The following is a 23,950-nucleotide window of genomic DNA, read 5'->3' as shown; positions in this document are numbered from 1 at the left end:
GGTTGAGGAGTTGAATGGGTTTGAAGAAGATTAGTCTATTGGGAGCGACGGGCTCGATTGGACAACAAACACTTGATGTGATTAAGCATCATAGCGACGATTTTATGCTTGTTGCTTTTTCTGCTGGGAGAAATATCGAGGAAACAAGAAAAATCATCCACACGTTTCAACCAGAGTTAGTGTCTGTTCAGGAAAAGGACGATGCTTTGCGTTTACAAGCGGAATTTCCCTTCTTAAACATCAAGTATGGAAAAGAAGGCTTGGTGGAAGTAGCTGTCTATCCTAAAGCAGAGATATTGGTCAATGCTGTGCTTGGCAGTGTCGGTTTGTTCCCCACGGTGCAAGCGATTGAAGCAGGTAAGACGATTGCAATCGCGAACAAAGAAACATTAGTGACGGCTGGGCATTTAGTGATGGAAGCTGCACAAAAGCATCATGTCAGTTTATTGCCTGTCGATAGTGAGCACTCGGCTATTTTCCAATGCTTACAAGGCGAGCAATCAAAAAATATTGAGCGTTTAATCTTGACGGCATCTGGAGGGAGCTTTCGCGATCGCTCTCGAGAAGAATTGAAAGATGTGACTGTGAAAGAGGCACTCAATCATCCGAACTGGTCAATGGGGGCAAAAATCACCATCGATTCGGCGACGATGATGAATAAAGGTCTAGAAGTGATTGAAGCTCATTGGTTGTTTCATTTGCCATACGAGCAAATAGATGTTATTTTACATCGTGAAAGTATGATTCATTCGATGGTCGAATTCCATGATAGCTCAGTGATCGCTCAATTAGGAACACCGGATATGCGAGTACCTATTCAATATGCCTTAACGTATCCCGATCGATTCGTGCAACCAGGGTCTAAACGCTTAGACTTAGTAGAGATAGGGAAACTCCATTTTGAGAAAATGGATCTGGAACGCTTTCGAATGCTAGCGTTAGCTTATGAGGCTGGTAAGGCTGGCGGCACGATGCCAACTGTATTAAATGCAGCCAATGAAGCAGCAGTCGCCGCTTTTCTTGCTGGAAAGATTTCATTTTTACAAATTGATGAATTAGTGGAGCGTTCGTTAGAGCAGCATAAGCAAATTTTACATCCGGATTTAGAAACGATTCAGCACACTGATCAAGAAGCAAGGGATTTCGTCCATTCACTTTTATAAAAAAAGGTGGTTATATATTTGAACACAGTGATAGCGTTTATTGTTATATTTGGCGCGCTCGTTTTTTTTCACGAACTAGGGCATTTTATTTTTGCCAAACGAGCGGGTATCCTTTGCCGAGAGTTTGCGATCGGTTTTGGGCCAAAAGTATTTGCTCATAAAAAAGGAGAAACGATTTATACGCTCCGTCTCTTGCCATTAGGTGGTTATGTTCGTATGGCTGGTGAGGACCCTGAAATGGTCGATTTAAAAGCCGGTCATCGAATCGGTATTGTCTGTAATGAGCAAGAAGAAATTGTTAAAATTATCATCAATGGAAAAGATCGTTATCCGAGAGCTCGTGTCATTGAAGTTGAGCAAGCGGATCTTGAACATCAGCTACTTATACGCGGCTATGAGGATGGAGAAGAAGAGTTGAAATCTTTCTCTATTCATCAGGAAGCTGTTATTGTCGAGGATGGAATTGAGACACAAATTTCTCCATGGGATCGTCAGTTTGCGTCGAAAACACTCGGACAACGAGCATTGACCATTTTTGCTGGTCCGCTGTTTAACTTTATTTTAGCTTTCTTCGTGTTTGTTATTATCGCTTGGATTCAAGGAATTCCAACGAACGAGGCCAAATTAGGCGAATTAACAGCAGACGGCGCTGCACAAGAAGCAGGGTTAGCCGAGGGAGATCAAATCATCAGCATCAATGGTGAAGGGGTTTCGAGCTGGGAAGAAATTGTAGTGTTGATTCAGAAAAGTCCGGAATCAGAACTAGACTTCACCGTGGATCGGAATGGAACTACGCTACAAATTCCTGTTACACCAGATGTCCGTGAAATTGAAGGAAAAGAAATGGGCGTAATAGGTGTTTACAGTCCAGTCGAAAAGGATTTCTTCGGTTCCATTGTGTATGGAGCAAAAGAAACATACCAATGGACGATAAAAATCTTTCAACTGGTTGGTGAACTAGTAACGGGTCAATTTTCCATTGATAAGCTCTCAGGACCAGTTGGGATTTATGTTTCTACAGAGACCGTTGCCGAGTCTGGTATAATGAATTTAATGAGATGGGCCGGGCTATTAAGCATCAACCTTGGGATCATGAATTTATTACCACTTCCAGCTCTTGATGGTGGGAGATTGTTATTCTTCTTAGTTGAAGCTGTCCGAGGTAAACCGATTGATCGCCATAAAGAAGGAATGGTTCATTTCGTCGGGTTTGCATTATTAATGCTGTTAATGATCGTTGTTACTTGGAATGATATTCAACGATTCTTTTTACAATAATATAGTCTGAGGTGTATGTCATGAAACAAAGCCAAACGTTAATTCCTACATTAAGAGAAACTCCTGCTGATGCAGAAGTGAAAAATCACCAGTTATTATTAAAGGCTGGATTCATTAGACAAAATGCGAGTGGGGTATATAGCTACTTACCGCTTGGCAAAAAAGTATTGCGCAAAGTGGAAGAGATTGTCCGCGAAGAAATGGACGCTGCTGGAGCGGTTGAATTATTGATGCCTGCTTTACAGCAAGCGGAGCTGTGGCAAGAATCAGGCCGTTGGTATACGTATGGCCCAGAGTTGATGCGCTTAAAAGATCGTCATGATCGTGAATTCGCTTTAGGGGCGACTCATGAGGAGGTCATCACCAGCTTAGTTCGTGATGAAGTCAAATCGTACAAGCGTCTGCCGTTAACGCTATATCAAATTCAAACAAAATTCCGTGATGAAAAGCGCCCGCGTTTTGGCTTGCTTCGTGGAAGAGAGTTTGTGATGAAAGATGCCTACTCTTTCCATGCTTCTCAGGAAAGTTTAGATGAAGTGTATGACCGTTTATTTACGGCGTATTCCAATGTTTTCCGTCGATGTGGTTTGAATTTCCGAGCGGTAATTGCCGACTCTGGAGCGATGGGTGGAAAAGATACGCATGAATTTATGGTGTTATCCGACATTGGAGAGGACACAATTGCTTATTCGGATCAGTCTGATTATGCAGCGAACATCGAAATGGCTCCAGTTGTGACAACGTATGAAAAGAGCGACGAAGCGGAAAAAGAGAGAGAAAAAATCGCTACTCCTAATGCGAAAACAATTGAAGAGGTCTCTGCTTTATTGAATGTATCAGCAGAACAATGTATTAAATCTCTTTTATTTAAAGTAGATGAAGAATACGTACTTATCCTTGCAAGAGGGGACCATGAAGTAAATGATATTAAGCTGAAAAACTTACTGAATGCTGAGCAAGTAGAACTAGCTCTTCCAGAAGAAGTGAGTGAAGTTTTAGGCTGCTCCATTGGATCTCTTGGCCCTGTCGATGTGAAGGGGGATGTGAAAGTCATCGCGGATCATGCCGTACAAGCCATTACAAATATGGTGTGTGGTGCGAATGACGAAGGTTTCCACTATATTAATGTGAACACAGAAAGAGATTTCGCAGTCGATCAATATGCGGACCTTCGCTTTATTCAAGAAGGAGATGTCTCTCCGGATGGACAAGGTACGATTAAATTTGCAAAAGGAATTGAAGTCGGTCATGTCTTTAAATTAGGCACTCGCTATAGTGAAGCGATGAATGCGACGTACTTAGATGAAAATGGACGCACTCAACCGATGATTATGGGATGTTACGGCATTGGTGTATCACGTACATTAGCAGCCGTTGCTGAACAATTTAACGATGAGCAAGGCTTTGTTTGGCCGAAAGCGTTGACTCCATATGATGTGCATCTCGTACCAATTAATATGAAAGATGATCATCAACGCGAATTAGCGGAAGAATTGTATGGCTCACTACGTGAAAAACGTTTTGACGTGTTGATGGATGATCGCGCTGAGCGACCAGGTGTTAAATTTGCTGATAGCGATTTAATTGGTTTACCAGTTCGAATTACAGTCGGTAAAAAGGCATCTGAAGGAATTGTAGAAGTGAAGGTGCGAGCGACAGGAGAAATGATGGAAGTAGCTAAAGAACAATTAGTTGCTACATTAGATGAGTTGTTCGGTACATTGGCTTAGTGTATATATGAGATGAAATTTGCTATCAAACTTCCAGATATAAACGAGAAGTTTTTGGTGAAGGAGAGAAAAAGGTGCCTGCTTTAGGTACCTTTTTCTTCCGATTATAAAAAATTTGGGAGGCGTAAAAATGAGTGAAGAATCCCAAGGGAAGCGACAAAGATTTCAATTACTATTACAACAGTTACATTTAACAGACGATGCCATTGTCAAGCACTTTGAAGGAGCGGAAATTGCTAAGCTAACCGTCGAGCGCCAACAGAGAAGATGGCATTTTTCGTTTTTAGTGGAGCAAATTGTTCCTAGCCAAGTGTTGGAGCTTTTCGCGAATCAGCTATTGCAAGCTTTTAAAGAAATCGCCACGGTTACATTTTCAGTGAAAGCAAAAAATCCGGAAGTGTCAGATGTATTGATCGGACAATACTGGAACTTATGCATCAAGCAATTAGAAGGCATCTCGCCGCCAATGCTTGCTTTACTAACGAAACAGTTACCTGCTATCAAAGGCAATAAGCTTGTCGTTGCAGTCAATAATGAAGCAGAAGGAATGGCATTAAAAAATAAGTATGGAGACTGGGTTATTCAGGCTTATCAAAATTATGGCTTCCCTTCTTTTGCTTTTGATGTTGAAGTGAGTCAAGCGGAAAAAGATGAAGCTTTTCAGCAATTTTTAGAAGCGAAGCAAAAAGAAGACGCTGAGCGAGCGATGCAAGCGGTTGTTGATATGCAAAAACGAGAAGCAAGCGCGAGAGAGGAAGGGCAGGAATTTGATGGCCCATTGATGATTGGGTTGAAAATCAAAGACGATGCTGAATTTAAAAAGCTCGAAGAAATTCAAGATGAAGAACGCCGGATTGCGATTGAAGGTTACGTATTTGATGCGGAAACAAAAGAGCTTCGCAGCGGTCGAACATTGCTTACTTTTAAAATCACTGATTACACTGATTCCTTGTTAGTAAAGATGTTTTCTCGAGATAAGGAAGACGCTGCGCTTTTCAGTAGAGTGAAAAAAGGGATGTGGGTAAGAGCACGGGGAACTGTTCAGAACGATACATTTGTTCGAGATCTCGTGATGATTGCCAATGACGTTAATGAAATTCCTCCAGTTACTCGTCAAGATATGGCGCCAGAAGATGAAAAGCGAGTTGAGCTTCATTTGCATACGCCAATGAGTCAAATGGATGCGGTGACGTCAGTCAGTGAACTAGTTGCCCAAGCAAGTAAATGGGGCCATAAAGCGATCGCAATTACCGATCATGCCGTCGCTCAATCTTTTCCAGAAGCGTACAGTGCCGGAAAGAAAAATGGGATTAAAATATTGTACGGTCTTGAGGCGAATTTAGTCGATGATGGTGTACCGATTGCTTATCATGATGCTCATCGTTTTTTACCAGATGAAACGTATGTCGTCTTTGACGTAGAGACCACAGGACTATCCGCTGTGTATGATACGATTATCGAATTAGCGGGTGTTAAGATTAAGGACGGAGAGATTATTGATCGATTTGAATCGTTTGCCAATCCACATCATCCATTATCTGCGACAACCATTAATTTAACAGGAATTACCGATGATTTAGTGGAGAATGCGCCAGAAGTAGAAGAGGTATTACAAAAGTTTAAAGAGTGGACAGCGGATGCGATTTTAGTCGCTCATAACGCTTCCTTTGATATGGGCTTTTTGCAAGCTGGTTATGAGCGATACAATATTGAAAAAGCAACGAACCCGGTCATTGATACGTTAGAATTAGCCCGATTTTTATACCCTACGATGAAAAATCATCGCTTAAATACGTTAGCCAAGAAATTTGATGTCGAATTAACTCAGCATCACCGAGCGATTTATGATGCTGAAGCAACCGGTTATTTAATGTTGAAAATGCTTCAGGATGCTGCTGAAAAAGAGATTACGTATCATGATCAATTTAACGATCATATGGGTGAAGGAGATGCTTACAAGCGAGCGCGCCCTTATCATTGTACGATTCTTGCTCAAAATGAAGTCGGCTTAAAAAATTTGTTTAAGTTGGTATCGATTTCTCATATTAATTATTTTTATCGTGTGCCGCGAATTCCACGGTCGGTGTTACAAAAATATCGGGAAGGTTTGATCATTGGCTCAGCTTGTGATAAAGGTGAAGTATTTGAAAGCATGATGCAAAAAGGTAGCGAAGAAGCGGAGAAAAAAGCGGCTTTTTACGATTACTTAGAAATTCACCCGAAAGAAGTATATGCGCATTTATTGGAGCTTGAACTCGTTCGTGATGATCATGCACTCGAAGACATTCTTTCTAACATTGTTGAGATCGGTGAAAAGATGAATCTACCTGTTTGTGCTACAGGAAATGTTCATTATTTAAACCCTACAGATAAGATTCATCGCAAAATTTTAGTTAATTCTCAAGGGGGAGCGAATCCGCTCAACCGTCATCAATTGCCAGATGTGCATTTTCGAACAACGAATGAAATGCTCGATGCTTTCAGTTTTTTAGGCAAGGATAAAGCGAAAGAAGTCGTCGTGCTTAATCCAAATAAAGTTGCGGATCGTTTAGATGAAATTAAGCCGATTAAGGATGATCTATATACGCCTAAAATTGAAGGGGCAGATGATGAGACGCGTGAAATGAGTTACGACATGGCGCGTAGCATATATGGAGAGGAACTTCCAGAAATCGTAGAAGCTCGTTTGGAAAAAGAGTTAAAAAGTATTATCGGGCACGGTTTTGCCGTTATTTATTTGATTTCACATAAACTTGTAAAAAAATCACTGATAGATGGCTATCTTGTTGGTTCACGTGGTTCAGTAGGATCATCATTCGTTGCCACGATGATGGAAATTACTGAAGTTAATCCATTGCCACCGCATTATGTGTGTGCGAAATGTAAGCAGTCGGAGTTCTTTAATGATGGTTCTGTCGGTTCTGGCTTTGACTTGCCTGATAAAGAGTGTCCAACTTGCGCCATTCCATATAAAAAAGACGGTCATGATATCCCGTTTGAAACGTTTCTTGGGTTTAAAGGGGATAAAGTCCCGGATATCGATTTAAACTTCTCTGGTGAGTATCAACCGAGAGCGCATAACTATACAAAAGTGCTATTTGGTGAAGACAATGTGTATCGAGCGGGAACAATCGGTACAGTTGCTGATAAAACAGCCTTTGGGTATGTGAAGGGATATGCTGCTGATAATAATTTGCAAATTCGTGGAGCGGAAGTTGATCGTTTAGCGAAAGGCTGTACCGGAGTAAAGCGGACGACAGGACAGCATCCTGGGGGAATAATCGTTGTTCCTGATTACATGGACATTTATGATTTTTCGCCGATTCAATACCCAGCCGATAGTGATAAATCGGAATGGAAAACGACCCATTTTGACTTCCATTCTATTCATGACAACTTATTGAAGCTCGATATTCTCGGACACGATGATCCGACCGTGATCCGGATGCTTCAGGATTTATCAGGAATTGATCCAAAAACGATTCCTACCGATGATCCTGAAGTGATGAAAATCTTTAGTGGAACGGAATCACTCGGTGTGACAGAAGAACAGATTATGTGTAAAACAGGAACGCTTGGAATACCGGAATTCGGAACGAGGTTTGTTCGTCAAATGCTTGAAGATACGAAACCGACGACGTTTTCCGAGCTCGTACAAATTTCGGGATTATCTCACGGGACAGATGTTTGGCTCGGCAATGCGCAAGAATTGATTCACAACGGTATTTGTGAACTGAGCGATGTGATCGGCTGTCGTGATGATATTATGGTTTATTTAATCTACCAGGATCTTGATCCGGCCTTTGCCTTTAAAATTATGGAGTCCGTTCGTAAAGGAAAAGGGCTAACAGAGGAAATGGAAGAAGAAATGCGCAATAAAAAAGTTCCAGAGTGGTATATTGATTCGTGCAAAAAGATCAAATACATGTTTCCAAAAGGTGCGACACGTTGTTGGTTGAACCTCAACAGAAATGTTGGATAAAGACCAGCCTGTGTAGATACTAAAACAGTAATCTACATGAGAACTACATGAAATGAGTCGGAGGTGTGAAATTCCCTCCTACTGTAACAGGATACGGTGAAACCCCCTGAGCACCGCGACTTGCAGGAAAGGTCCTCCTGGCTTGAACTGTAAGAGAGCTCGCTAAGGTTCGTCTTAAAAGCGTGACACGTAGACGTGAGTAAAGGCGGGGGTCCCAAAAAGTAACTATGGTGAGGCAACGAATCCTCGTATGGAAAGGCTCGTAAGGACAACCCAGTTGAGAAGCTGGGGCTATCGCTTGCGATGGAACATTTGCGGATTACCTATCTTTTGGGGGAATATCTGCGTTCAACCATAAAGGTTGTTCGGCTTAATCAATAAACTCCTGTTAGATTAAGCTAAATGTCGGGTCAGAGAGGACACCTAAGGTTACTACTAAAGAAGGGATAATTTCATGTGGAACGTGTGAAGGGTACAGGATGGATGGCAGGGGCCAACTGAAGTCCCTGAGAGTAGGAAATGACTCTCTTAATGTACCTGGCGGCAGCCCGTAGTAGTGTGGAAGCTTCTGTAATGGAAGTGGAGCGAAGGGGCATAGTCGGACACCGAGAAAGTTGACAACCAATATTCACTAACAGCTAAGAAATTCCGTTGAGAGTAAATAACCGAGATGCGAGTATCCTTGTGAAAGGGGAGAGCATCCATCAAACTTAGCATACCGAAATCGGAAGAGGAATTTCATAACCTTAGAAATACTTTATATGCGGTAACAAAAGCCGCTATTTCTGAGGAAAAACAACCTAAGTTTCAAAGCATTATTGAAGTAGCCAGAAGTGAAGCCGTAATTTTAACAGCAATTCACAAGCTCAAAGGTAATAAAGGCAGTGAGACACCTGGCGTTGATGGACAAACGATAAGAATGAATGTTCTTCAGAAGGATTTCAAGGAAGTCCTTGAGCAAGTCCAAAAGAGTTTTGATAACTATCAACCCAAAATGGTAAGGCGTGTGCATATTCCAAAAGACAACGGTGAAACAAGACCACTTGGTATTCCTGCAATTGCAGATAGAATAGTTCAGGAATGTGTCCGTTCGGTCATCGAACCTATATGCGAAGCTCATTTCTTTGAGCATTCATACGGGTTCAGACCTTGGAGAAGCACTGAAAATGCCCTGGCCAGACTTGGTTTCCTTGCTCATAAAACAGGTCATCATTGGGTGGTTGAAGGTGATATATCAAAATTCTTCGACAACGTAAATCACAATAAACTGTTGAAAATACTTTGGGGTTTCGGTGTTGCCGATAAACGGGTTCTAATGATGATACGAGCGATGTTAAAAGCGGGAGTAATGGAAGAGATTACGAAGAACGAATTGGGTACTCCCCAAGGAGGAATTATTTCGCCTCTTTTAGCAAACGTATATCTCACCCCTTTTGACAACTTTGTTACTAGAGAATACGAGAAGAAAGTTCTCAGGAAAAATTACAGCTCTAGTCAAAGAAGCCTTGTATTGCGCGGATTATCAGGTAAGCCTCGTCTTAAGTTAAAAACAGCCTATCTCGTGAGGTATGCTGATGACTGGGTCGTACTGACCAATACGAAGGAAAATGCAGAAAAACTCGTATACAGGTATGAAAAATACTTGAGAGAAGAGTTAAAATTGCAATTATCCTTAGAAAAGACAAAGATAACCGACATTAGGACGACACCAATCAGTTTTCTTGGTTACAAATATAAACTTGTGAGAGGAAATGCAGAAAAAGGGTACATTACTAGGTCGAAGCCGAATGAGGAAAAGCTGGCTAAGAAGGTTGCGCAGCTTCTTAAGGACATAAAGCTCCTCAAAAAGTGCAAAGACATTGAAACCCTAATAAGTGACATCAATATCATCAATTCAAAGGTAAGAGGACTGGTTAACTATTATCAAGTCACCACTTGGGGCTCAGAAATATTTAAACAGTATAATTATCGAGTCAGATGGGCGGCATATAGAGCAATACGGCGGAGGCTGGGTGCTAAAAGTGCAAGAGGCAAGAATAAAGTCGTCGACTGGGTTCCTGCCCATAAGTGCACTAACCTAACAGAGCTTCATGCTAAGTACAACACTGCTTTACCTGCCGTTAAATATAAAGACCATATTATTGGTGTTACAGACCTTGCATTCATCAAACGAGTTGACCCTGCATTGTTTAATCAAGAGGAAACGCCTTTTACCCCGAGAGGAAGAGAGCTACACCTCAAGAGAACAAGGAAAAAGCCAAGATTATATAGACTTGATTGGATATTCGGAGCGGACGCAATGGCTACGAAAAGATTGCTTGGAAATAGAAACAAAAGTAAGTGTAGAAGGAAGCTCTATAATTTTGAATTCTTTCTTAACAGAGCTTACGCGTTTAATCGTGATAAGGGTAAGTGCAGAATATGTGGGGAAGATATAGCCCCCTATGAGATTGAGACACATCACGAAAATCCTGAATTGCCTGCTGAACAGGTAAACAGGGTAACTAATCTTGTGTCACTACATCATAAATGCCATAACCACTTGCACAATGTCACATTAGATGAATCACAACTTCTTAACTTAGGTTATAAACAAAAACAAATCAAAAAGATACTTTCATTTCGGGAAAAATTAGTGAATTAATTTCTGGTTGTTGTTCGATGGAACGCCGTATGAATCGAAAGGTTCACGTACGGTGTGAAGCGGGGGAAAATTGAACCCAAACAGGTAAGGCTGAGGGGAATATTACCTATCGCTACCTCACGCCGCTGCCTATGTATTAATGGCGGTGCGGATTGCCTATTTTAAAGTACATTTGCCGCTGCTTTATTATGCTGCCTATTTTACTGTGCGCGCAGAGGATTTTGATATTGAAGCGATGGTAAGAGGCTCGGCGGCTATTAAATCGAAGCTAGAGGAGATCAATGCGAAAGGACTTGATGCTTCACCGAAAGAAAAGAACTTACTTACCGTTTTAGAGTTAGCTCTTGAAATGAGCGAGCGCGGATTTTCTTTTCAAAAAGTGGATTTATACCGCTCAAGTGCCGATCAATTCGTGATAGATGGTCAATCTCTTATTCCACCGTTTAATTCGATTCCAGGTTTAGGAACGAACGCTGCTTATAATATTGTTAAAGCACGTGAAGAAGGCGAATTCCTCTCGAAGGAAGATTTACAACAACGAGGCAAGGTATCGAAAACCATTATTGAGTATTTAGATAACCACGGCTGTCTTGCTTCACTACCTGACCAAAATCAATTGTCATTATTTTAGCCTTGACCTACCTTAGTTGCATATATGCGATGGATGTGGTATATTTTTAATGGAAATACTAATTGATAACTCTCTGTGAAAGAGTGGGGCATCCCCACTCTTTCGTGTTTGTATAGAGTTTCATTTCTTGGTCCGGAAAGCTAGTCAACCAGGAGGTATTATATGAGTAAAGTAATTGAAATTGTAGAAGAGCTAGTGACACCAATTACAGAAGATTTAAATTTAGAATTAGTCGATATTGAATACGTCAAAGAGGGTAAAAACTGGTTTTTGCGTATTTATATCGACAAGGAAACAGGTGTGGATATTGAGGAATGCGGCATCGTCAGTGAACGCTTAAGCGAGCAGCTAGATGAGAAAGATCCTATCCCATACAATTATTTCCTTGAGGTATCTTCGCCAGGAGCGGAGAGACCGCTGAAAAAAACAAAAGACTTCGAAAGAGCCATCGGCAAAAGAGTGCACGTGAAAACGTATGAAGCGATTGATGGTGAAAAAGCTTTTGAAGGCACATTATTATCTTATGACCAAGCGTCATTGACCGTTGAATATATGGTCAAAACAAGGAAGAAACAAGTGGAAATCCCGATGGAGAAAGTAGCAAAAGCACGCCTTGCTGTTTCCTTTTCTTAAGATAGAGAGGAAAGTGGAGGTTTTTATCGTTCCTAGCCTCATTTTTGCCGAATGAGTCGGCTTTTTCAATGATGGTGAAAGGGAACTTGTTTCTGAGGAACTTTCCATGAAGGGTAGTTTGAATTAATTTAAGGGGGCGGAACGTTCGATGAGCACTGAATTATATGATGCTCTTTTGTACTTAGAGAAAGAAAAAGGAATTGAAAGAGATGTGATCATTGAGGCAATTGAAGCAGCACTTGTTTCTGCCTATAAGCGCAACTTTAATCAAGCGCAAAATGTTCGCGTGGATTTAAATTTAGCAACAGGTACGATGCGTGTATTTGCACGTAAAGAAGTGGTAGACGAAGTGTTTGATAGTCGCTTAGAAATTTCAGAAGCAGATGCGAGAGAAGTAAATCCAGCGTATGAAATTGGCGATATTGTAGAATTAGAAGTAACACCAAAGGATTTTGGTCGCATTGCCGCTCAAACGGCGAAGCAAGTAGTCACTCAGCGTGTGCGTGAAGCAGAAAGAGGAATTATTTATTCCGAATTTATCGATCGCGAAGAAGACATTATGACTGGGATCGTTCAACGTCAAGATTCTCGTTTTATCTATGTGAGCCTTGGCAAAATTGAAGCCTTATTACCGTTATCTGAACAAATGCCGAATGAAAGCTATAAGCCACATGACCGCATTAAAGTCTTTATTACAAAAGTAGAGAGAACGACAAAAGGACCGCAAATCTTTGTTTCAAGAACGCATCCAGGTCTATTAAAGCGCCTGTTTGAGATTGAAGTGCCAGAAATCTTTGATGGTACGGTTGAGATTCGTTCGGTTTCACGTGAAGCAGGAGATCGTTCAAAAATCTCCGTTTATGCAGAAAATCCAGAAATTGATCCTGTTGGCGCATGCGTTGGTCCAAAAGGAAATCGCGTACAGGCGATTGTCAACGAATTAAAAGGCGAAAAAATTGATATCGTGAAATGGTCAGAAGACCCAGTAGTTTTTGTTGCTAACGCTTTAAGCCCGTCGAAAGTAGTCGATGTGCAAGTGGACGAAGAAAATAAAGCGACAACAGTGGTTGTGCCGGATTATCAGCTTTCCCTTGCGATTGGTAAAAGAGGTCAAAATGCCCGTTTAGCTGCAAAATTAACGAACTGGAAGATCGATATTAAGAGCGAATCAGATGCTCGTGAAGCAGGAATTTATCCGCGAGAAGACATCGCGATCCAAGCTGTAGATGAAGAAGCTTATGACTTTTCCTCCGAAGAAATTGAATAAGAGGTGAAGAACTATGGCTAATCCTAAAAAAGTTCCATTAAGAAAATGCGTAGCTACAGGCGAAATGAAATCAAAAAAAGAAATGGTAAGAATCGTCCGTTCGAAAGAAGGAGACGTATCTGTTGACTTAACGGGTAAAAAATCGGGGCGCGGAGCTTATTTATCTAAAGATAAAGAAGCTATTGAATTAGCGAAAAAAAGAGGAATCTTATCCCGACATTTAAGTGCAGAAGTTCCGGATGCTATTTTCGAGGAATTGTTGTCTCTTGTGGAAAAGGAGAATCATTAATTGATGAAGCAACCTCAGTGGGTAGGATTACTCGGATTAGCTAACCGTGCAAGGAAAATTATTTCTGGTGAAGAATTGACAGTAAAGGAAATTCAAAGAGGTCAGGCGAAGCTGATTTTGCTTTCAATGGATGCTTCACCCAATACAAAGAAGAAAATTCAAGATAAAGCAAGTTTTTATCGAGTGCCCGTGAGATGGGTAGACGATCGATATGTTCTAGGTCAGGCAATTGGCAAAGAGGCTAGAGTGGTTTTAGCAGTGCTTGATTCAGGTTTTGCCAAAAAGCTTTCTTCCCTCCTTGATGATTATGCGCAAGGATGAACATATAATAGCTTAAAAAAAGAGTGCATGAATACGCGAAAGAAAAAAACGTGTCAAATAAAGTGGTCATTGATGAATTCAAAGAATTGAATGCAGAAGTCTCTAATCAATGACTGTTATTGACAAGGGGGCTACACAAAAATTGGATAAATCATTAAATCAATCAAAAACAAATAATACACAAAGTGCTGGTAAAGGTTCTACATCAAAACCGAAACCGGGAGCAAAATCTCAAGGTAATAAGAGAAATTCCCATCAAAAAGGGAACAATAAGAATCAAGGGCGTAATAAACAGAAAAACGTCAAACCTGCTGTACCGACTCCACCTAAAGTGAAGGAATTACCAGAAAAAATCACATTTACTGGGTCATTAACAGTAACGGAATTGGCAAAGAAATTAAATCGTGAGCCGTCTGAAATTATTAAAAAGCTGTTCATGTTAGGTGTTATGGCTACGATTAACCAAGAGTTAGACAGCGATGCGATTGAATTAATTGCTGGTGAATATGGTGTGGAAGTAGAAGAAGAAGTTTTAATTGATAAAGCAGATCTAGAAGTGTATTTTGAAGTCGATGAAGAAGGGAAAGCAATTGAAAGACCAGCAGTAGTGACGATCATGGGGCACGTTGACCATGGGAAAACAACGCTTCTTGATTCTATTCGAAACACGAAGGTCACTGAAGGAGAAGCTGGCGGAATTACTCAGCATATCGGTGCGTATCAAATTGAGGAGCAAGATAAAAAGATCACGTTCCTTGATACACCTGGACATGCGGCATTTACAACGATGCGTGCTCGTGGAGCGAAAATTACAGATATCACGATCCTTGTTGTGGCAGCGGATGATGGAGTTATGCCGCAAACAATTGAAGCGATCAATCATGCGAAAGCGGCAGAAGTACCGATTATTGTTGCTGTCAACAAAATCGATAAGCCAACAGCAAATCCAGATCGCGTAATGCAAGAATTGACTGAGCATGGTCTTGTACCGGAAGCTTGGGGCGGCGAAACGATTTTCGTTCCTCTATCAGCGAAACACGGTGAAGGGATTGACACATTGCTTGAAATGATTCTACTTGTTGCTGAAGTAGAAGAGCTGAAGGCGAATCCAGATCGTCGTGCCATTGGAACAGTGATCGAGGCTGAGCTTGATAAAGGCCGCGGTTCTGTTGCGACGTTGCTCGTTCAAAACGGTACGTTAAATGTAGGAGACCCAATCGTTGTCGGTAATACATTCGGTCGTGTACGTGCGATGGTGAATGATCTAGGACGCCGAGTAAAAGTAGCTGGTCCTTCTACACCTGTAGAAATTACTGGATTAAATGATGTACCATTAGCTGGAGATCGTTTCGTCGTGTTTGAAGATGAGAAAACAGCTCGCCAAATTGGTGAAGCACGTGCTCAAGAGGCATTACAAGCACAACGTAGCGAGAAATCTCGTGTCAGCTTAGATAACTTGTTTGAACATATGAAGCAAGGTGAAATGAAAGATTTAAATATCGTATTAAAAGCCGACGTTCAAGGGTCGCTTGAAGCGGTTGCTGCTGCCCTACAAAAGCTTGAAGTAGAAGGCGTAAATGTGAAAATCATTCATACAGGTGTTGGAGCGATTACTGAGTCAGATGTTATTTTGGCCTCAGCTTCTAACGCGATTGTTATTGGTTTCAATGTACGTCCAGATGTGAATGCAAAACGTACAGCGGAAGCGGAAGAAGTAGATGTACGTCTTCACCGCATCATTTATAAAGTGATCGAAGAAATTGAAGCGGCGATGAAAGGAATGCTTGACCCAGAATTCCAAGAAAAAATCATCGGTCAAGCCGAAGTTCGTCAAACATTTAAAGTATCGAAAGTCGGTACCATTGCTGGATCTTATGTAACAGAAGGAAAAATCACTCGCGATAGCGGTGTTCGTTTAATTCGTGATGGCATTGTTATTTTTGAAGGGGAAGTGGATGCACTAAGACGCTTCAAAGATGATGCGAAAGAAGTTGCTCAAGGTTATGAGTGCGGAATCACGATTAAAAACTTTAATGATGTGAAGGAAGGCGACATTATTGAAGCCTTCATTGAAGAGGAAATTGAGCGTAAATGATTGGTTGCGTTGAAGTAGAATATGTCATTCATGAGTCCCATTCTTTAAAAGAAAAGCGGGCCGTGCTTCAACGTACAATCACTCGCCTAAAGCAAAAATTAAATGTGTCTGTTGCTGAAACGAACCATCAAGACGTTTGGCAACGGACGCAGCTTACCATTGTTACCGTCGCTTCCTCCAAACAGGCAGCTGAGAGGGAACTAGAAAATGCACTAAAATTTCTAGACTCTTTTCCTGAATGGGAGCGGTTGGTGACATCTTATGAATGGTTATAAAGAGGTGAACAAAGATGACGCTTCGTTCGAATCGTGTCGGAGAACAAATGAAAAAAGAGCTAACGGATATTTTAAATCGTAAAGTGAAGGACCCTCGCATTGGTTTTATTACAGTGACAGATGTAGAAGTCACTGGCGACCTTCAACAAGCGACGGTTTATATTACGGTCCTTGGCGATGAGCAAAAACGGGAAGAAACGTTAAAAGCTCTTGCAAAAGCGAAAGGATTCATCCGTTCTGAAGTTGGACAGAGAATCCGTCTTCGTAAAACACCAGAGTTACTATTCGAATTCGATGAATCGATTGCTTATGGAAATCGAATTGATGCTCTGCTAAGAGAAATTGACAGCGAGCAATAAAGTGAGGGGTCTTTCGTTTCTTCATTTGAATGCATATAGACTTTTTCTATATGGCATTCATTAAGAGACTTAAGACCTCTTTTTTTACGAAGAAAATGAACAAGGAGAGAACGAGGATGAACGGTATATTACCACTTTGGAAAGAAAAAGGGATGACCTCTCATGACTGCGTCTTCCGCATTAGAAAAATTTTGCGCACAAAAAAAGTCGGGCATACAGGCACGCTTGATCCAGATGTTGAGGGAGTACTGCCTATTTGCATCGGTCGAGCAACAAAGTTATCTGAATATATTATGAATTCCGGGAAAGAGTATGTGGCTGAAGTAACGATCGGTTATTCTACAACGACAGAAGATGCTTCTGGCGAGACGGTGGAACAAAAAGCAGTCACTGAATCATTTTCGAGAAAAGAGATTTTACATGTATTGCAATCTTTAACAGGAGAGATCGTTCAAACTCCACCGATGTACTCAGCTGTAAAGGTCAATGGAAAGCGACTGTATGAATATGCTCGGCAAGGAATAGAAGTAGAACGTCCTTCTAGAAAAGTCGTCATTGAAGATATTGAACTTCTTGATGATCGAGAAATGTTTACTGGCGAGTCAATTCGTTTTTCGATTAGAGTAGTTTGCGGGAAAGGAACGTATATCCGTACCCTTGCTGTTATGATCGGAGAAAGATTAGGTTACCCTGCTCACATGTCACATTTGGTGAGAACTTCATCCGGTGGATTTACTCAAGCGGATTGTTTAACTCTCAAGGAGCTAGAGGAGAAGCAAGAAAATAACGAGGTCGAAAGTTGGTTACACCCGCTTGAAAAAGGGGTTTCACATTTGCCGAAATGGGAGATAAGTGATACATTAGCAGAGAAAGTGAAAAATGGCGCTGTGCTTGATTGGCCAAATGATTGGCCGGCAGGAGAAACAGAAGCTGTTGTTATTGTTCGTGGGCATTTATTAGCTATATATGGTCTGCATCCGACAAAACCGGGAAAGATAAAGCCCGTTAAAGTACTAGGTGATTGACCAGGAAGAAGGGTGAAAAAAGTGGAAATGATCATGTTGCATCATCCTCATCAATTACAAAGAGAAGACTTACCACCGCTCGTTATGGCTCTTGGTTTTTTTGACGGTGTGCATAAAGGTCATCAACAAGTGATTCAAACAGCCGTAAACAAAGCGCGAAAGTTAGGCATCAAAAGTGCAGTCATGACCTTCGACCCGCATCCCTCTGTTGTGTTAGGTCGAAAGCATAAGCAAATTAAATATATTACGCCATTACAAGAAAAGAAGAAAGTCATGGAATCGCTTGATGTGGATTATTTATTTGTCGTGCGATTTACTTCTGATTTTGCTGCTCTAGAACCGCAGCAATTCATTGACAACTATATTATTGGTTTACACGTCGTACATGTAGTAGCTGGTTTTGACTACACGTATGGTAGATTAGGCAAGGGAACGATGGAGACGATTCATTTTCATTCTCGCGGCCAATTTGATTTTACGACGGTTGACAAATTGGAGTATGAAGCAGAAAAGGTGAGTTCCACGAGAATAAGGACACTTCTTGAAGATGGACAAATGGAGATGGTGCATCAATTAATTGGTCGGCCATATGAAGTGAGAGGGACCGTTATTCATGGAGATAAGCGAGGAAGAAAAATAGGTTTTCCGACCGCTAATATTGAAGTAAGTGGGGATTTTATCATTCCCAAAACGGGCGTTTATGCGGTGAAGATCAAGGTGAAAGATCGATGGTATAATGGGGTTTGTAATGTTGGATACAGACCAACCTTTAAAAATCCAGATGAACCTTCATTATCCATTGAAGTACATATTTTTGATTTTCAATATTCGATCTATGGAGAGGAAGCGACCATTCAATGGTTTATCCATATTCGAGGAGAGCAGAAATTTAACGGCATTGAAGCGCTTGTCCAGCAAATTGAACAGGATAAACAAATGGCTATCGACTACTTAGCTAAGCAATTATAAAGTGAAACTTCAATCAGTGGGCGTTTTACACCCATTAACGTGGAATAAAAAACTTGCATTTTGATTGAATGTCCGATATAATTGAAATCGTATGAATTGAACCTTTGCTTGGCATCGCGCCACTCCGACGCATGCTCAGTAACAGGGGATTTAACAATTTAAGGAGGAATTACAAATGGCATTAACACAAGAACGTAAGAACGAAATCATTAACCAATTTAAAACACACGAGAGTGACACTGGATCTCCAGAAGTACAAATCGCTGTACTTACTGAGCAAATCAACACGCTAAACGATCATTTACGTACTCACAAAAAAGATCATCATTCACGTCGTGGTCTTTTAAAAATGGTAGGACGTCGTCGTAACTTGTTAACATACCTTCGTAACAAAGACGTTCAACGTTACCGTGAACTAATTCAAAAACTTGGCTTACGTCGATAAGCAATGCGAGAAGCGGGATTTTTCCCGCTTTTTTATTACGTTCAAAACATTTGGTATTTAATTACATTTGGTGTTGAAAATAAATGCTTAACGAATGTGTTTTCAGTAAATAATACATAAGATAAGTAATTTAAAGGTTATGCCTTTGCAGAGCATTCAACGAATGTTATGCTATTATGTAGAATTGCAAATTATTCATCATTTTTATTGATATAGAGAGGGGTTCATTTATGGAGCAAGGGAAACAAACATTTTCCATAGAATGGGCAGGCCGAACGCTGACTGTAGAAATCGGCGAGGTCGCTAAACAAGCAAATGGAGCGGCACTAATCCGTTATGGAGATACGGTTGTGCTAAGCACAGCAACAGCATCAAAAGAAGCAAAAGCAGTAGACTTTTTCCCGTTGACAGTCAATTATGAAGAACGTTTATATGCGGTAGGAAAAATTCCGGGTGGATTCATTAAGCGTGAAGGTCGTCCGAGTGAAAAAGCGACGTTAGCTAGTCGTTTAATCGATCGTCCAATTCGTCCATTGTTTGCAGACGGATTCCGTAATGAAGTGCAAGTTATTAGTATCGTCATGAGTGTGGATCAAGATTGTTCCTCTGAAATGGCAGCGATGTTTGGATCTTCTTTAGCACTAAGCGTTTCTGATATCCCATTTGAAGGGCCGATTGCTGGTGTTGTAGTAGGTCGCATTGATGGGGAATTCATCGTTAATCCATCCGTTGAGCAAATGGAGCACAGCGACATGAACTTAACGGTTGCTGGTACGAAAGATGCGATCAACATGGTTGAAGCTGGCGCGGATGAAGTGCCTGAAGAAGTGATGCTTGAAGCGATTATGTTCGGGCATGAAGAAATTAAACGAATGATTGCTTTCCAAGAGGAAATTGTTCAAGCAATTGGCAAAGCAAAAATCGAAATAGAGCTATACGAAATTGATACAGACATTGAGCAAAAAGTTCGCGCTCTTTGTGAGCAAGAGATGGTTCAAGCGATTCAAGTACAAGAAAAGCATGCTCGTGAAGAAGCGATCACAGCAGTGAAAAACGCAGTAAAAGAGAAGTTCATTGAAGAAGAAGCCGATGATGAAACGATGAAACAAGTTGGTCAAATGCTAGATAAACTTGTGAAGGAAGAAGTTCGTCGCTTAATTACGGTTGAAAAAGTGCGACCAGATGGACGCCAAATCGATGAAATTCGTCCACTTGCTTCAACGATCGGTATTTTACCGCGTACGCATGGTTCTGGTATGTTCACGCGTGGACAAACACAAGTATTAAGCATTTGTACACTTGGTGCTCTAGGCGATGTACAAATTTTAGATGGTCTAGGTGTAGAAGAATCGAAACGCTTTATGCATCACTACAATTTCCCTTCCTTCAGTGTCGGTGAAACTCGTCCTCTTCGTGCGCCTGGTCGTCGTGAAATTGGACATGGTGCTTTAGGAGAGAGAGCGCTTGAACCAATTGTTCCTAGCGAAAAGGATTTCCCATACACGATTCGTCTTGTGTCAGAAGTATTAGAATCAAACGGTTCTTCTTCTCAAGCAAGTATTTGTGCAAGTACGATGGCAATGATGGATGCGGGTGTCCCAATTAAAGCTCCAGTAGCTGGAATCGCGATGGGGCTAGTGAAATCTGGTGAACATTATACGGTTTTAACAGATATTCAAGGGCTAGAAGACCACTTAGGCGATATGGACTTCAAAGTTGCAGGTACATCTAAAGGAGTAACGGCGCTTCAAATGGACATTAAGATTGAAGGACTTAGCCGAGAAATTCTTGAAGAAGCATTGCAACAAGCAAAAACAGGTCGGATGCAGATTTTAGACCATATGATGGCGACGATTTCCGAGCCGCGTGAGGAACTATCTGCCTATGCACCGAAGATTTTAACAATGAAAATTAATCCAGATAAGATCCGTGATGTTATTGGACCAAGCGGAAAACAAATCAACAAAATCATCGATGAAACAGGCGTTAAAATTGATATCGAGCAAGATGGAATGATCTTCATTTCTTCTGCAGACGCAGCGAAAAATAATGAAGCAAAGAAAATTATTGAAGATATCGTTCGCGAGGCGGTAGTTGGCCAAATGTATTTAGGAACGGTGAAGCGCATTGAGAAGTTCGGTGCCTTTGTTGAATTATTCCCAGGTAAAGATGGGCTCGTTCATATTTCTGAATTAGCAGAAGAGCGTGTTCGCAAAGTAGAAGATGTTCTTTCTCTTGGAGATCAAATACTGGTGAAAGTCATTAGTATTGATGACCAAGGACGAGTAAATATTTCTCGTAAAGCGGTATTAAAAGAGCAAAAAGAAGCAGCTGAAAAGCAGCAAGAATCTTAATAGTAAAGTTTGTCATAATGGGGTCTGTCTCTCATGAACTTTACAATACCTAAAAAAGCTATCCATGATAGACTGTAGGTATTGCATCGTGAGGGATCGACCCTTTTTTAATGAGAGCCACCGTTTGATCGTTTGTACAATGGACCGAGTTCTACTTCTTTTCGTTCACTCATAGTTTTAAATGAATGAAAAACGAAAGGAGGAAGAGCTCCCATGTCAAAAAAAGTTACTAGTATAGTCGCCATGGCCATTATCACCTTTGCGATTATGAATTATACATCTATTAATACCTATATAAATCATCTAAAATATGATACGATCACTGTACAAAAGCCTGTTCGATCGTTAGAGAATCAAGTGAAGGATGAAGCAAAAAAACGTCACAAAGACCCTCAAGATGCTGTTATCGATCGTGTATGGAAAAAGACTCCCGGGTACAATGGACTTGAAGTCGACATTGAGAAATCTTTAAAAAATATGAAAAAAGATGGAATGTTTGTTGAAAAACATTTAATATACAGGCAGGTACCTCCGAAAATACATTTAAAAGACTTACCACCAGCTCCCATTTATCGAGGACACCCGGAAAAACAAATGGTGAGCTTTGCCATAAATGTAGCTTGGGGAGAAGAATATTTACCTGAGATGCTGTCAATATTGAAGAAACATCATGTTCATGCCACCTTTTTTTTTGAAGGCCGATGGGTGAAAAAACATCCTGATCTTGCGAAGATGATTAGTAAAGCTGGACATGAGGCGGGAAACCACTCTTATTCACATCCCAATATGGCCATTTTGAGCACGAGTAAAACAAATGAAGAAATAGTCAAGACAAATGAAGTGATTGAAGCGGTCATAGGTCACACCCCTAAATTGTTTGCTCCGCCTAGCGGAAGCTTTAATGACCATACCGTACAGGAAGCTCATAAATTGGGGATGTTGACTACGTTATGGACCGTGGATACGATTGATTGGAAGAAGCCGATGCCTGGAGAGCTGATTGATCGAGTGATGAAGAAAATTCATCCAGGGGCCATTATTTTAATGCACCCAACAAAGTCTTCATCCGCTTCTTTAGACACCCTCATTAAAGAAATCCAAGCAAGGAAGCTTAAAATAGGTACAGTATCCAGCCTGTTAAGTGAGACACGGGTGTTATCGAGTGATACGAAATAGATCTAGTATAGAATTTGCTTTTTGGCTGCAGCTAGAATAGGAGGATTACATTGATAAAGAAATTCACTTGTAACAATGGAGTTAGAATCGTATTGGAAGAAATTCCAACTGTTAGATCCGCGGCGATTGGAATTTGGATCGCCACAGGTTCAAGAGATGAAACGCCTGAAAATAACGGGATTTCTCATTTTCTTGAACATATGTTTTTTAAAGGAACAGAAACAAAGTCAGCGAAAGAAATTGCAGAAAGCTTTGATAGCATCGGTGGGCAAGTTAATGCATTCACATCAAAAGAATACACTTGTTACTATGCGAAAGTATTAGATAATCATGCTTCTTATGCGTTATCGACACTTGCGGATATGTTCTTTCATTCGGCATTTGACCAAGAAGAGATGGACAAAGAGAAGAATGTTGTAGCAGAGGAAATTAAAATGTATGAGGATACACCAGATGACATTGTGCACGACTTGTTAAGCCGTGCCGTGTATGAGAACCATTCACTCGGTTATCCGATTCTTGGAACGGAAGAAACGTTGTCAACGTTTACGAGAGATACATTAAAGCAATATATGCATGATATGTACACGCCGGATCGGGTAGTCATCTCTATTGCGGGAAATGTGAGCGAAGAGCTGGTAAAACAAGCGGAGGAATTGTTTGGAAGCTACGAAGGTGGCAGCCGACCAACGAACGAAACGATACCTGAATTTTATTGCAATAAGCTTTCTAGAAAAAAAGAAACGGAACAAGCTCATTTATGTTTAGGGTTTCAAGGGCTTCCTTTAGGGAATGAAGACATTTATAGTCTTATTATATTAAATAATATCGTTGGAGGTAGCATGTCGTCTCGTTTGTTCCAAGAAGTTCGTGAGCAAAGAGGACTAGCTTATTCAGTCTTTTCTTATCATTCGTCTTTTCAAGATAGTGGACTGGTAACGATTTATGGAGGGACGGGAGCGAAACAGCTCGACCAGTTATTTGAGACGATTCAAAGTACACTGAGCTCATTGAAACAAGAGGGCATTACAGCGAAGGAGCTACACAACAGTAAAGAACAGTTAAAAGGCAGCTTAATGCTTAGTTTAGAGAGCACAAACAGCCGAATGAGCCGAAACGGCAAAAATGAACTCGTATTAAGAAAGCATCGTTCTTTAGATGAAATTGTTAGTTTAATTGATCGGGTGACACTTGATTCGGTTAACAACATGTCTGAGCGCATTTTTACTAAAGATTATTCTGCAGCGCTTATTAGCCCGGATGGAAAACTGCCGACTTCTATAATTAAGTAATTCAAATGATCTGCTCCTATCA

The 23,950-nt window shown here is 40.9% G+C and carries 17 protein-coding genes and 2 pseudogenes; all 19 read left to right on the top strand.

Features of this window, described 5'->3' with window-relative positions; translation table 11 throughout:
- The first annotated feature begins 20 nt into the window (after positions 1-20).
- Positions 21-1,163 carry a 1-deoxy-D-xylulose-5-phosphate reductoisomerase gene (gene dxr, locus CEF22_RS11850; RefSeq protein ID WP_100403999.1) on the top strand — a complete coding sequence of 381 codons (1,143 nt, stop codon included), beginning with the start codon at positions 21-23 and terminating at the stop codon, positions 1,161-1,163.
- Positions 1,164-1,181: 18 nt separating this feature from the next.
- Positions 1,182-2,441 (top strand): RIP metalloprotease RseP, encoded by a 1,260-nt coding sequence (gene rseP / locus CEF22_RS11845; RefSeq protein WP_100403038.1) that lies wholly within the window; start codon positions 1,182-1,184, stop codon positions 2,439-2,441.
- Positions 2,442-2,461: 20 nt separating this feature from the next.
- The gene (locus CEF22_RS11840; RefSeq protein WP_100403037.1) at positions 2,462-4,171 is read left to right on the top strand and encodes a proline--tRNA ligase; all 1,710 of its coding nucleotides are present in this window, start codon (positions 2,462-2,464) and stop codon (positions 4,169-4,171) included.
- Between the two features lie 130 nt (positions 4,172-4,301).
- Positions 4,302-8,108, top strand: a pseudogene (locus CEF22_RS11835) (PolC-type DNA polymerase III); the annotation flags it as partial.
- 748 nt (positions 8,109-8,856) lie between these two features.
- A complete protein-coding gene (ltrA, locus tag CEF22_RS11830; RefSeq protein ID WP_100403036.1) occupies positions 8,857-10,797 on the top strand; it encodes a group II intron reverse transcriptase/maturase in 1,941 nt (646 codons plus the stop codon).
- 115 nt (positions 10,798-10,912) lie between these two features.
- A pseudogene (locus CEF22_RS11825) lies at positions 10,913-11,428 on the top strand (helix-hairpin-helix domain-containing protein); the annotation flags it as partial.
- Positions 11,429-11,590: 162 nt separating this feature from the next.
- Positions 11,591-12,061, top strand: coding sequence for a ribosome maturation factor RimP (gene rimP, locus CEF22_RS11820; RefSeq protein ID WP_094835604.1), 471 nt, complete (start codon positions 11,591-11,593; stop codon positions 12,059-12,061).
- A 148-nt stretch (positions 12,062-12,209) separates the two neighbouring features.
- A complete protein-coding gene (nusA, locus tag CEF22_RS11815) occupies positions 12,210-13,328 on the top strand; it encodes a transcription termination factor NusA (RefSeq protein ID WP_095478639.1) in 1,119 nt (372 codons plus the stop codon).
- 13 nt (positions 13,329-13,341) lie between these two features.
- Entirely contained in the window at positions 13,342-13,617 is a 276-nt protein-coding gene (gene rnpM / locus CEF22_RS11810; protein WP_100403035.1) for an RNase P modulator RnpM, read from the top strand.
- Positions 13,618-13,620: 3 nt separating this feature from the next.
- Positions 13,621-13,938, top strand: a complete 318-nt coding sequence (locus CEF22_RS11805; RefSeq protein WP_100403998.1) for a YlxQ family RNA-binding protein — start codon at positions 13,621-13,623, stop codon at positions 13,936-13,938.
- A gap of 142 nt (positions 13,939-14,080) precedes the next feature.
- A complete protein-coding gene (gene infB, locus CEF22_RS11800) occupies positions 14,081-16,033 on the top strand; it encodes a translation initiation factor IF-2 (protein ID WP_332849171.1) in 1,953 nt (650 codons plus the stop codon).
- On the top strand, positions 16,030-16,308 hold the full coding sequence (locus CEF22_RS11795; protein WP_095478640.1) for a DUF503 domain-containing protein: 279 nt from the start codon (positions 16,030-16,032) through the stop codon (positions 16,306-16,308). The genes infB and CEF22_RS11795 overlap by 4 nt, the downstream gene beginning before the upstream one ends.
- Before the next feature lie 14 nt (positions 16,309-16,322).
- Positions 16,323-16,667, top strand: a complete 345-nt coding sequence (gene rbfA / locus CEF22_RS11790) for a 30S ribosome-binding factor RbfA (protein WP_095478641.1) — start codon at positions 16,323-16,325, stop codon at positions 16,665-16,667.
- Positions 16,668-16,783: 116 nt separating this feature from the next.
- On the top strand, positions 16,784-17,692 hold the full coding sequence (gene truB, locus CEF22_RS11785; protein WP_100403034.1) for a tRNA pseudouridine(55) synthase TruB: 909 nt from the start codon (positions 16,784-16,786) through the stop codon (positions 17,690-17,692).
- A 21-nt stretch (positions 17,693-17,713) separates the two neighbouring features.
- Positions 17,714-18,661: a bifunctional riboflavin kinase/FAD synthetase gene (gene ribF / locus CEF22_RS11780; RefSeq protein WP_100403997.1), complete on the top strand. Its 948-nt coding sequence runs from the start codon at positions 17,714-17,716 to the stop codon at positions 18,659-18,661.
- A 175-nt stretch (positions 18,662-18,836) separates the two neighbouring features.
- On the top strand, positions 18,837-19,106 hold the full coding sequence (gene rpsO / locus CEF22_RS11775) for a 30S ribosomal protein S15 (protein ID WP_041100058.1): 270 nt from the start codon (positions 18,837-18,839) through the stop codon (positions 19,104-19,106).
- 230 nt (positions 19,107-19,336) lie between these two features.
- Positions 19,337-21,460: a polyribonucleotide nucleotidyltransferase gene (pnp, locus tag CEF22_RS11770; RefSeq protein WP_100403033.1), complete on the top strand. Its 2,124-nt coding sequence runs from the start codon at positions 19,337-19,339 to the stop codon at positions 21,458-21,460.
- A gap of 213 nt (positions 21,461-21,673) precedes the next feature.
- Positions 21,674-22,636, top strand: a complete 963-nt coding sequence (locus tag CEF22_RS11765; protein ID WP_100403032.1) for a polysaccharide deacetylase family protein — start codon at positions 21,674-21,676, stop codon at positions 22,634-22,636.
- Positions 22,637-22,686: 50 nt separating this feature from the next.
- The gene (locus tag CEF22_RS11760; protein ID WP_100403031.1) at positions 22,687-23,928 is read left to right on the top strand and encodes a M16 family metallopeptidase; all 1,242 of its coding nucleotides are present in this window, start codon (positions 22,687-22,689) and stop codon (positions 23,926-23,928) included.
- The last annotated feature ends 22 nt before the right edge of the window (positions 23,929-23,950 follow it).

Origin of the sequence: Bacillus sp. FJAT-42315, from assembly GCF_002797375.1 — a bacterium.
In the GTDB taxonomy this organism is placed as follows: domain Bacteria; phylum Bacillota; class Bacilli; order Bacillales; family Domibacillaceae; genus Bacillus_CE.
This window is presented reverse-complemented; position numbering and strand designations above follow the sequence as displayed.